Origin of the sequence: Arcanobacterium haemolyticum DSM 20595 (assembly GCF_000092365.1) — a bacterium.
Classification (GTDB): Bacteria; Actinomycetota; Actinomycetes; order Actinomycetales; family Actinomycetaceae; genus Arcanobacterium; species Arcanobacterium haemolyticum.
The window spans coordinates 1,896,922-1,907,464 of record NC_014218.1 but is presented as its reverse complement, the minus strand read 5'-3'; the positions used below and the strand labels follow the sequence as shown (position 1 = coordinate 1,907,464).

8 protein-coding genes and 2 tRNA genes are annotated in these 10,543 nt (G+C 51.9%); 5 read left to right on the top strand and 5 right to left on the bottom strand.

Annotation, left to right across the window (positions count from 1 at the left end; all coding sequences use genetic code 11):
- Positions 1-196 precede the first annotated feature (196 nt).
- From ARCH_RS08850 to cas5e, 4 genes are read left to right on the top strand one after another with little or no spacing between them, the layout of a single operon-like run.
- Positions 197-1,837: a type I-E CRISPR-associated protein Cse1/CasA gene (locus tag ARCH_RS08850; RefSeq protein ID WP_013170927.1), complete on the top strand. Its 1,641-nt coding sequence runs from the start codon at positions 197-199 to the stop codon at positions 1,835-1,837.
- Between the two features lies 1 nt (position 1,838).
- Positions 1,839-2,465, top strand: coding sequence for a type I-E CRISPR-associated protein Cse2/CasB (locus ARCH_RS08845; protein WP_013170926.1), 627 nt, complete (start codon positions 1,839-1,841; stop codon positions 2,463-2,465).
- A 13-nt stretch (positions 2,466-2,478) separates the two neighbouring features.
- A complete protein-coding gene (gene cas7e / locus ARCH_RS08840) occupies positions 2,479-3,534 on the top strand; it encodes a type I-E CRISPR-associated protein Cas7/Cse4/CasC (RefSeq protein ID WP_013170925.1) in 1,056 nt (351 codons plus the stop codon).
- Entirely contained in the window at positions 3,531-4,262 is a 732-nt protein-coding gene (gene cas5e, locus ARCH_RS08835) for a type I-E CRISPR-associated protein Cas5/CasD (protein WP_013170924.1), read from the top strand. The genes cas7e and cas5e overlap by 4 nt, the downstream gene beginning before the upstream one ends.
- Before the next feature lie 370 nt (positions 4,263-4,632).
- Here cas5e and ARCH_RS08830 read toward each other — a convergent pair whose 3' ends face one another.
- The 3 genes from ARCH_RS08830 to ARCH_RS08815 form a co-directional block, all read right to left on the bottom strand.
- A complete protein-coding gene (locus ARCH_RS08830) occupies positions 4,633-5,109 on the bottom strand; it encodes a carboxymuconolactone decarboxylase family protein (RefSeq protein ID WP_013170923.1) in 477 nt (158 codons plus the stop codon).
- Positions 5,110-5,529: 420 nt separating this feature from the next.
- Positions 5,530-5,618 (bottom strand) — tRNA-Ser (locus ARCH_RS08820).
- A 186-nt stretch (positions 5,619-5,804) separates the two neighbouring features.
- Positions 5,805-5,892: transfer RNA gene (locus tag ARCH_RS08815), tRNA-Ser, on the bottom strand.
- 142 nt (positions 5,893-6,034) lie between these two features.
- Here ARCH_RS08815 and ARCH_RS08810 point away from each other — a divergent pair.
- The gene (locus ARCH_RS08810; protein WP_013170922.1) at positions 6,035-8,341 is read left to right on the top strand and encodes a DUF2339 domain-containing protein; all 2,307 of its coding nucleotides are present in this window, start codon (positions 6,035-6,037) and stop codon (positions 8,339-8,341) included.
- On the opposite strand, the gene ARCH_RS09805 is transcribed toward ARCH_RS08810, so the two are convergent.
- On the bottom strand, positions 8,231-9,175 hold the full coding sequence (locus tag ARCH_RS09805) for an HAD family hydrolase (RefSeq protein WP_013170921.1): 945 nt from the start codon (positions 9,173-9,175) through the stop codon (positions 8,231-8,233). The genes ARCH_RS08810 and ARCH_RS09805 overlap by 111 nt on opposite strands.
- On the bottom strand, positions 9,172-10,449 hold the full coding sequence (gene serS / locus ARCH_RS08800) for a serine--tRNA ligase (RefSeq protein WP_013170920.1): 1,278 nt from the start codon (positions 10,447-10,449) through the stop codon (positions 9,172-9,174). The genes ARCH_RS09805 and serS overlap by 4 nt, the downstream gene beginning before the upstream one ends.
- Positions 10,450-10,543 lie beyond the last annotated feature (94 nt).

Here is a 10,543-nt window from a genome sequence, read left to right as displayed (position 1 = left end):
TATTTCCATTGTTTTTCAATATCGGTTCCCCGCTGTTGCGGGGGTAGGTGGGCGTTTATCTGGTTGGATGAGCGCCCATCATTGTCTCTAGAGTAACACTGTTTTCAATTAAAAAGACATTGTTTTTCAATATTGACTTTCTATATTTTTTCCTTTACAGTAAATGTTAATCCAATCACTGTGAGGAAGGTGTGATATGGAAGTAAATGTCCTAAAAGATACAAATTGGATTTGCACAACACAAGGTTTTGTTTCACCTGTTGAAGCAATGCGTAGGGCCCACGAATCTGATTTCATACTGGATTTCAACAAGCCTGGTTATGAAGTGTCGGCAACTTTTCGGTTCTTGTTGTCACTATCTGCTTTAGTGTTACGGCATGAAGAAAGCATTGACCTGCATGATCATGAATCTAAACTCGATCTTATTGCTAGAGGATTTAGCGATAAGGCTATTGAACGGGCCTGTTTCGATGTAGAACAAGGCGCAGATATTTTCGGAGAAAAATTTCCGTTCATGCAGCGCCCTGCTCTGCCACCAACTAGCGCCAAAGACACATCACGCCGATTAGGGCCAGGCGATCAAGAAATTAAAAAACTTTTACCAGCAATGCCTTCTGAACAAGGAGAAGATTACTGGAATTTGAGTGTCAGTTTTCCGAAACGATTGCCGCTAGAAGACGCAGTTCTAAAGCTTGTGCTTTTCCATTATTACTCCATGGCTGGAAATAATGCTTATGACGGCAATAAAGCACGAATGGGAGCTCCAGGAATCCGATTCTTAGGAAAAGGAAACACGGCAACTGAGTTTATGTGGGCTTGCGAAGGCGAAAGCTTCCTATATTCCTTATTGGCATCGTTGCCAATGAACTGGGTAGAAGGAGAAGGATTGCCTGCCTGGGCAGATCGTGAAGGTATGCGCTCGCGTTCTACAAACGGAACCTTCCATCCGTTATGGTCAGGCACATGGAGCTCAAATACTGCAGTATGCTACTGGGAAGAAAACGGCGGTAAGCCCCAACTTGCTGGTGTACGAGTTGGAGGTGTGCCTGATAACTGGCTACCTATTCCATATGACGGCAAAAAGTCAGAAACTTTACTCAAGGAATGGTGGGATCTGCGAAACGAAAGCGATCCAATGTACCTCTATTGTGTAAATAAATATGGAGACGGAAGCAAAAAAGCGCAGCGCATTGATTTTGGTCGAGACGGCCTCGATATAGCAGTCGAATGGGCAGCTGAAGAAAAACTTCAAGCTCTGATTTCATCAGGAAACGCTAACGTGTTGCTGAGCGATGGAGACGAAAGAAAGCCAATCTTTTTCAGGCATCAAATTGAGGGAACTGCGTCATCGCCATCAATCCGTGCATCACAAGTGTTTTACGTAGATCCGGCCATTTGGGCTTTCGGTCTTTCATCGGATGATAGTGAACGCGTCACCCAAGATTCTCAGTTGATACGAACTGTCCATAACAAAGTAACTGGAGTGTTCCGTCGTCGAAATAAAGCAGACGAAAGCGCAGAAGCTAAAGGTAATGCAGCACCCGTGCTGGATGCGCTAGAAGAATCAAAAGCAGATGCTTCGGCAGCATACTGGCGCTATATGGAACCAGTTTATGAAGACTACATGACGGCGATTCGCAACCATAGCGATGACTCCGTGATGCTCTACGACAATGTTATTGATGCGGCAATGAAAGCATTCGATGACGTAACCACACCGTACTTAGGGCAATATCCACAACAAATTTACTCGGTTCGTTCCGTCATTAACAGAATGATCCGAGCCGAAATACGTGAGTACCGCACGGCACCTAACCGAAATACTGAAGGGAACTAGTATGGAAGATACATCGCAAGGACGCGCTGATATCGCGTTACTCCACAGGATTGCACACGAAAGAACAGAAGGTAAGGCAGAAGGTGGGTATAACTACCGGACGCAACGCGCCAATATTAGGCGTGGTGCAGATGCATTTACTGAAACATTCGCCTATCCATACGTGTATCCAGCCTTACCGCCAGATGCCACACCGAAACAACGCACCACACTGTTGCGAGTAGCTGCTCTCGTTGCTGAATTCACTAATGTGCCTGCGCTAGAAAATGAGACCGAGAAGAAATACAAGCCTTTCGGAGTTTGGTGTGCTGAACTATCCTCTGCGTGGGCAAAGCAAAAGTCAAACACAGGAAAAGCGTCATTTGACCCGCGAAATCCTGATCATATTGCGAAGCGTTTAGCCTATCTTCATACCCAAGATTTCGAAGAAGCATATCGAACTATTTGGCGAATCATGCAGATGGCAAACACACTCAACGCAGCTCCTTCCTGTGACTACATCGCTATCTATTCGTTACTCAGCCGGTGGGGAAACGGAGTGAGCGAAGGCTCGCGAGGAGTTCGAGCGAGCGTCCTGAAAGATTATTACGGCAATGTAGGCCGTACCAAAGACAACACTGAGAACTAAGTAAAGGGAAAACATGTCTAAAAACATTACAATTCACTGCGTAGCCAACGTTCCACACTCCAACCTCAACCGAGATGACTCCGGAACGCCAAAGCGTCTTATGCAAGGTGGAGCGCTCCGGGCTATGCATTCGTCTCAGAGCATTAAGCGTGGTATTCGTGGGAAATACGAGGAAGCTAGCCTTGATATTTCTGTTCGTTCTGGAAAACTTGTGGATGAAGTTATCGACATGATTTCTTCTCTCAATCCAGAAGCAGATGCGAAAAGCTATCAGAAAGCGGCAGCAAAACGCATCGGAGAGCTCACTAAGGGGTCATCCTCTGAAGCTGAATCAGATCGTTCTGCCTGGTTGAGCGTTGAAGAATGCACTACTCTTGCGCAGAGTCTTCTTGATGGTGATGAAAATGCTACCTTCATTCACAACGGCAAAACTGGTTCACTTGCTATCGCCGCTTTTGGTCGAATGTTTGCAAACGCGCAAGAAAAGAATACAGAAGCTGCCATTGCCGTGTCACCAGGCGTCACTACCCACGCGGCGACTATCGAATCGGACTATTTCTCTACCGGTGACGATGTGCGTGAACGGAATAATGAATCGGGAGCAACGTATCTTGGCGTGGCGCGGTATGTGAACGGAACATTCTACCGAACCATTTCAATCGACAAAGATCAGCTCAAGAAATCATGGGCAGGATACGGTGTCGAAGGTTGCCGTGAAAATCTCCGTGAATTCATTCGAGCATGTGTTTATGGAATGCCGCGCGGTAAGGAAAACTCTACGGCCCCATACACGTTACCAAGCTTAGTTTTGGTGGAAGAACAGCGTTACCGTTCTGCTTACACCTTCGAAAAGCCAGTGAAAGTTGGTGCAGAAGGCGGATATGAAGAAGAAACAATCAAGGAACTAGATCGGCAGTTCGGTCGGGCACGTTCGTTCGATCCAGGTAACTTCGGGCCACTTGAGATCGTTTCTGGTACGGCTGATCTTGCAGATGAAGCATTTGCTGGCGTGCAGCGTGCGAGCCTCGATGCCATGATCGATTCCGTGGTTGATTGGATCCTGCAGTGATCGAATCGCTATATATTCGACTCAGTGGTCCGCTTCAATCTTGGGCGGGGCCTGCAGTCAGTGGAAATATTGTGCGAACGGAACGATATCCGACGCGTTCTGGACTCATAGGGTTATTGGCAAGCGCATTGGGAGCCCAACGTGGCGAATGGCCGGATTGGCTTAACGACGTTGAATTCATGGTTCGTGAAGATCGCAGGCCAATCATCACCGATGACTTTCACACGATCAATCCTCGTACAGAGTCTGTGGAATTCCGTAGCCGATACTTAATCGTCCAAGGGAATTCAGCATCGAAAGCATGTGGTAAAAAAGCATTGGTTTTCACTCCGGATGCTCAAGGTGGCACTTCAGTTGTGAATCGAACCTACCTTGCTGATGGCGAGTTCGTTGTGCGGATTACTGCTGATGGTCATTTGGATGAGCTAGAAGACGCGCTATCTTCTCCAGGTTTTGTAACATATTTAGGACGGAAAGCCTTCGCTCCAGAATTTCCGTTCTATCTGGGGAGAGGTTCCTCCGAGGCAATGAATAACCTTCCTGTGGTGGCTATAGCGTTGAAGAATAATCGTGGAGATGAGGTTTCCCGCCCTGTCACTACAGTTCTTTACGGGCCATATCATCCGGAAAAAGGTAGACGTCAACAAATAGCGATCCCTGTGGTTGCAGATCGTGATACTCAATTATCGGTTATTGCGAACCAGCTTGATATCCGTAGACCGCTATAACGCGAGCGATCAAGATCTTTTGTTATACAGAGATAACGTAAGAGAGCTGGCTAGGAGGAAGCTAAACTTCCTAGCCAGCTCTCTTACAAATTAGTCCCTATTAATCTTGCTTTAAGTAGTGATTTTTGAATAATGGCGAGCTGACACTCAGTACCAACACTTAACTCTGCAAACGTATCAAGCAGACGATGAAGGACTCATCCCAACCCATATACGACGTGGCGTATTAAGCCAAGATCTGCCCTACGACGTCGTCGTCAAATGGCACGAAATCGGAAAAGGCCTCCAGAAAATCGCCGCAAAAATGACTCAGCCGCACCACTCATCCTCAACGAACGAGTAAATGCGGCCAAGCCAAAAACAAGAAAAACTACTGCTTCGGGTAACGACGCGTCGGATGCTGGGAAACCACCGAAACTCGATTAAACGCATTAATCGAAATGATGCCCCACTCTAACGCCACCAACTGCTCCTGGGTGAAAAATTCCAACGCTTCACCGATAAGCTGATGGTAATCAGCCTCTTCTGGGAGTCGCGTAATCGTTTCCGCAAGGCGAATCGCTATCCGCTCCTGGTCAGTGAAAACACGCTGTGAATGACGCCAAGTCGGCAAAATATCAATCTGACGCTGGGTAACGCCCACACTCAACGCACGCGGAACATGAACCGATAAACAGGTCGCGCAACCATTAAGCTGCGAGGCGCGCAAATAAGCCAACTCCACAATCGTGCGCGGCAAGCCAGTTTCGTCATAAGCCTTGCCGAGAGCTGTTGCCACGCCCTCCATCGCGTTATAGACATCGGGCAAAACCTGGTCAATATAAGGCGGTTTAACGGGCGCGCACATGGCTTCTCCTTTAATCGAGTGACAAAACCAGGGTAAAAATCTATCACGCGCGGTTTAGGGGAGGGAAACACTGTTTTCTGTCGGCATATTTCTGAGGAGGATGGGGAAGTCCAGTGGGATATTGCCGGAAGTGGTCGGGATGGTGCTGGATGCCAGCGGAATATCCTGGAATACCGCCCAGATGCAGGGGTTGAAATTGGTGGAAATTTGCTACCTACGATTCGGTAATGCTGATTATTTCGGGAATACTGACAAATATTGCCACTATTCTCGAAATAATCAGGGATGGGTGTGGTAGTGGCGGCCGATTGTGGAGTTGGTAGGTAGGTGTGGTTGCTGGCAGGCCGCAGTGATGCCGGCTGACTGAATGCATGTCCAACAAAAATCCCCCAGCACGCGCACGTGCCGGGGGATCAAACGCGGAGACAGAGGGATTTGAACCCTCGAGCCGCTTTTAGGCGACTACTCCCTTAGCAGGGGAGCGCTTTCGACCACTCAGCCATGTCTCCTTCAGGTGTGCCGTGCTCATAAGCACATGCATTCCCTTAGGTCTCCCACAATAGCGGATTCCTAGTAGTTTTCACCACTTGGCGTGCTGATCATCATGAAACGATCAGCATCTGCGTGTTTCCACGCCAGTTATCAACTGGTAACGTGTGTCATCGCAGATAACCACCACTATTGCAGTTAACCGGCGGAGAGTGGGGGATTCGAACCCCCGATGCAGGGTTACTACATACTGGTTTTCAAGACCAGCTCATTCGGCCGCTCTGACAACTCTCCTGTGCGATAATCAGCGCGCGATGCTCCTCGCATACGATGCCTTTTAACGCTTCCATAATTGTAAGGGAATTGAGACGCAAGTAAAAACTGGTAGCGCACTTATTTGCTTTAGTATGGATATGGAACTAATTGGAGGGGTGCTGTGCGTTTTCGTTTGATGGCTTTAGTCGTTGCGATTTTGGGTGTGTTTGGGCCGGTCGGAATCGCTCCTTCGGCCTGGGCTGCGCCGGAAGAAAACCCTGATTCTTCGCGGGATTCACTGCTTTTCATAGGTATGTCAGGGATCCGTCCGAGCGATATTGATTTTTCTTCGCGTGAGCTGTCACGGCTGCTTTCGTTATATTCGTTTGCGGCGCTTAGTCCGCGTTCGGTGTCTCCTCTCACATGCCCTTCCGAGGGGTGGATGCAGTTACGTACCTCACGTGACGTCTCAGATCGCCTTCCAGAATCTTTTGTTGTGGCTTTGGGAGACGAGTGTCATTCGGCGGGGATCGTTGAAGATCCAGCCTCGCTCTATGACGCTTACCCGCAAACTGTCCACATTCGCAATTTTGCGCTCCGTCTCGGGGAAACCGAATGGCCAGAACAGTCCTTGTTTTCGGCTGACGTCACCGCAATGGGAACGAACGCCACTATTCCGGTAGCCTCCCACGACGGCACGGTTTCGCAATGGTTCGCGTTGCCAGACGGCGGTGCACCAGAAAATGCCGCCCATGCTCAAGAAGAGTTGCAGAAGCGTTTAGAGACTGCCCCGGGGGACGTTGTCGTTGACTTAGGCAGCGTGCGGGGCTCGCCGCGCTATCTCGACATTGCAACCCAGATTCCGCTGGTTGAGCAAAAACTCATCAACTTGTTGGAAGCTAACGAGCGTTCTGCTCATCCGCGCCGGGTGATGATCGCATCGCTGGGAGACCAGTGGCGCCGTGCTCATCTGCATTTTTTCGCCACGAATCTGCCGTTGGCGTCGGAAAATTCTGCCAGCCAGAATAACGCTACAGCGGCAGAGTCAACGCTGGGCACGATCCGTTCGCAGCTGACCCGGGCAGATGGTTTCATCACCATCGCCGACGTCCGCAACATGATTTCCGGTAAATATTCTGGGTTAACGGTTCGCCCCACTGATTCGATCACTGCCGCCATGAAACCGGTGCTAGATGTGACCCGTCATGCCTATGTGGCGGCGTCTTCGTCCGCGAAGTGGTATCAGGTGTTCAACACGGTTGTCCTGCTTGGTTTTGCGGGAGTTTTCGTGATGTTCTTGGCTCAGCCGGCGCGTCAGGGACATCGTTGGGGTGCGCCTAACCGGTTGTGGTCGATGCTGGAACAGTTCAATTTGTGGGCTTTTGCATGGGTTCCGGCGGCCATGATTCTCAACTTTTTGCCGTGGTGGGAGTTGCCTGGTAAGCCGGGTGCTATGCAGGCGTGGGCGATTGTGATGACGTCGCTCATCGCCGTGGCGTTGGTGGCATTGTCGCATTTGACGCCGCATCGTGCTGGTTTTATCGCGTTAGTGGCGTTCACGATTTTGAGCCTGGACATTATCGCCGGTTCGCCCCATCAGCGTAACGGTTTCATGGGTTCGTTGATTTTAACCTCGCGGCGCTATTACGGGGTGTCGAATCGGACCTATCTGATTTTGGTGGCCTGTGGTCTTGTTGCCGGCCTTGTGGTGTGGGCATGGTTGCGTTATCGCAAGAATCGCCGGCTCGACGCCGATGCGCATCGTCCGCTACCGTTGGTTGTTTTCGCGATCTTAGGTGTGGTCGCTCTAGCCGTGGATGCGCTTCCGTTGTGGGGTGCTGATTTCGGTGGCCCGCCGGGATTAATGGCTGGTTTCGGGGTGGCGATTGTGCTGTTGGCTGGCTGGCGACTGCGTTGGTGGCATGGTGCGGTGTGGCTGGCGTTAACAGTTGCAGTGATGTTTGCCGTTGGTTTGGTTGATGCTAAACGTGGCGGAGAGTCGCATATCGGCCGCTTTTGGGCGAAGTTTGGTTCGGCGGAAAGCTGGGCGTTGGTGGCCGGCAAGATCCGCGATGTGACCCGCTCGTTTGTGCAACGTCCGGATTTGTTGGCGTTGATTGCGATCGCGATTGTGGTTGCGGTTGGTGCCGTCTATGCAACGCGTCGGTTGAATGAAAAGTCTGGCGTGCATCTGGATTCGTTGCGTGAGATGACGTGCGAGCCTGGTTTTATTCCGGTTGCGATCGGTATCGCTGTTGGTATTTTGGTGGCGGTTCCGATCAACGATTCGGGCGCGATCATGATTAAAGAAGGCTTATATATTTCGTTGCCGGCGTTGGCGGCGATGGTCGCCGGGCAGGCAGCACGGCGCCCGATCTTAAAGGAGGGCTTCGAGGACGGCGGCACACCCGTCGTCGTCGACGTGGTTCGTCACGCCGTGGGCCGCGTCGCGCACGTAGTCCGGCGCGTTGCCCATCGCGATTCCTAACCCGGCCCAGCCGAGCATATCAACGTCGTTGCCGGAGTCTCCCACGCACACCGTGTGTTGCGCGGCGATGCTGTAACGACGACGGATGTCTTCCAACGCGGAGGCTTTAGAAATCCCTTCGGGGGTAATGTCCATCCATGCGGACCATCCCACGGCGTATTCGACACCGTGTAAGCCCAGGTCGGCGACCGTAACGAGGAGTTCCTGGGCGCTCATGTGCGGGGCGCGCACGGTAAGCCGGGTGGCTTTGTCGGAAGCCAGGTCGCTGATCGGGACGAGCTGGCTGGGGCCGGAAAGTTCTTCTGGTGGGAACGGGCAGGTGACCCGGGTGGGTTCGTCGACAGTTTCCACGGCATACCACACGCTCTCTGGCAATCCGGCATGAAGAATATCGATATGTTGCTGCGGATTAAACGTGTGAACGTTCAAAAGTCGATACGGCGGAGTGTCTAACGCTAAAAAGTTAGGCAAAACTTTGGGCCGGGCCGGGGCCTGGGGTGCTTTTTCGTTTCCGATCGCACACGTGATCGTGCCGTTGCAGGCCACCACGATGCCATGCTCGATGCCGATAGCGTGGAGTGCTTCTTGGGTGCCGGCAATGCCGCGCCCGGTGGCGAAAATAAGGCGAGTTCCAGCTGCGATATGGGCATGTACAGCATCTTTGACGCGCGCCGATAGGCTGGTGTCATGGCGAAGCGTGGTGCCGTCAATATCTAAAGCAACAAGAAGCTCCGGCCCAGCGGCCGGAAGCTGATGCTGGGGGAGGATCTCGGTGAAGAAAGGCGAGGGCCCGGGAGAAGTGCTCCCGGGCCGCGTCGTCGATAATCTGCTCACGCGTTCGCTACCGGAGCGATGATTTCACGCCCACCTAAGTATGAACGCAACGCGGAAGGAATGTAAATCGAACCGTCAGCCTGCTGATACGTTTCCAGCATGGCAACTAACCAGCGCGTGGTAGCCAACGTACCATTCAACGTAGCCACGGCCTGCGTGCCACCATTCACTCGCTCGCGAATACCAAGGCGGCGGGCCTGGAACGTGGTGCAGTTCGAGGTGGAGGTGACTTCCATGTACCGGTTCTGCGTAGGCAACCAGGCTTCACAGTCAAACTTTTGAGCGGCGGAAGAGCCTAGATCGCCAGCCGCCACGTTAATAACGCGGTACGGAAGCTCAACCTTCTGCAACATTTCTTCTTCCCACGCCAAGAAACGCTGGTGTTCGTCCGCCGCGTCCTCTGCCGTGCAGAAGGAGAACATTTCCACCTTGTTGAACTGGTGAACGCGAATAATGCCGCGCGTATCGCGGCCATACGAACCGGCTTCGCGGCGGTAGCAGGTAGACCAGCCAGCATACCGCTTCGGGCCATCGCTCAAATCCAAAATCTCATCCGAATGGTAGCCAGCCAAGGCCACTTCGGAGGTACCGGTGAGGTACAGATCGTCTGCTGGCAAGTAGTAGATTTCATCCGAGTGAGCACCCAAGAAGCCCGTGCCACCCATAACTTCTGGGCGAACAAGGGTAGGCGTGTTCATCAACGTGAAACCGTTGGCTTCGGCCTGATCGGCTGCCATCGTGAGCAGAGCCAACTCCAGGCGGGCGCCAATACCCTTCAAATAGTAGAAACGAGAGCCAGAAACCTTGGTGCCGCGCTCCATATCAACCGCGCCGATCGCTTCGGCAACGTCCAAATGATCCTTAGGCTCAAATCCTTCTGCCGCGAAATCGCGGATCGTGCCCACTTCACGTAAGACTTCGTAATCATCTTCGCCACCAGCAGGAACGGTAGGCAACACAGGGTTGGCCAGCTTCATCATGGCCGCCTGGAATTCTTCCGCCGCCTTGTTGGATTCGGCTTCCAGAGCCTTCACTTGGTCAGACATATCCTTGGCCTGCGCCAAAATAGCTGGGCGTTCTTCTGGAGACGCCTTGCCCACGGTGCGGGAGAGGTTCTTTTGTTGGGCGCGCAGATCTTCGAACGCCTGCTGGGAGGCGCGGCGCTTTTCATCTGCGGCCAAAATAGTATCTACAAGCGCGGGATCATCACCACGGGCCTGCTGGGAGGCACGCACGGCCTCTGGGTTTTCGCGAAGGGTACGAATATCGATCATGTGTGTAAGTTTAGTGCTTTTCCGGCCGGTCTTACTAGCGCAGAGTGTGCGCGGAAGTGAAATGTGCTGTATAAGCTGTGGGAGGTATCGAGTA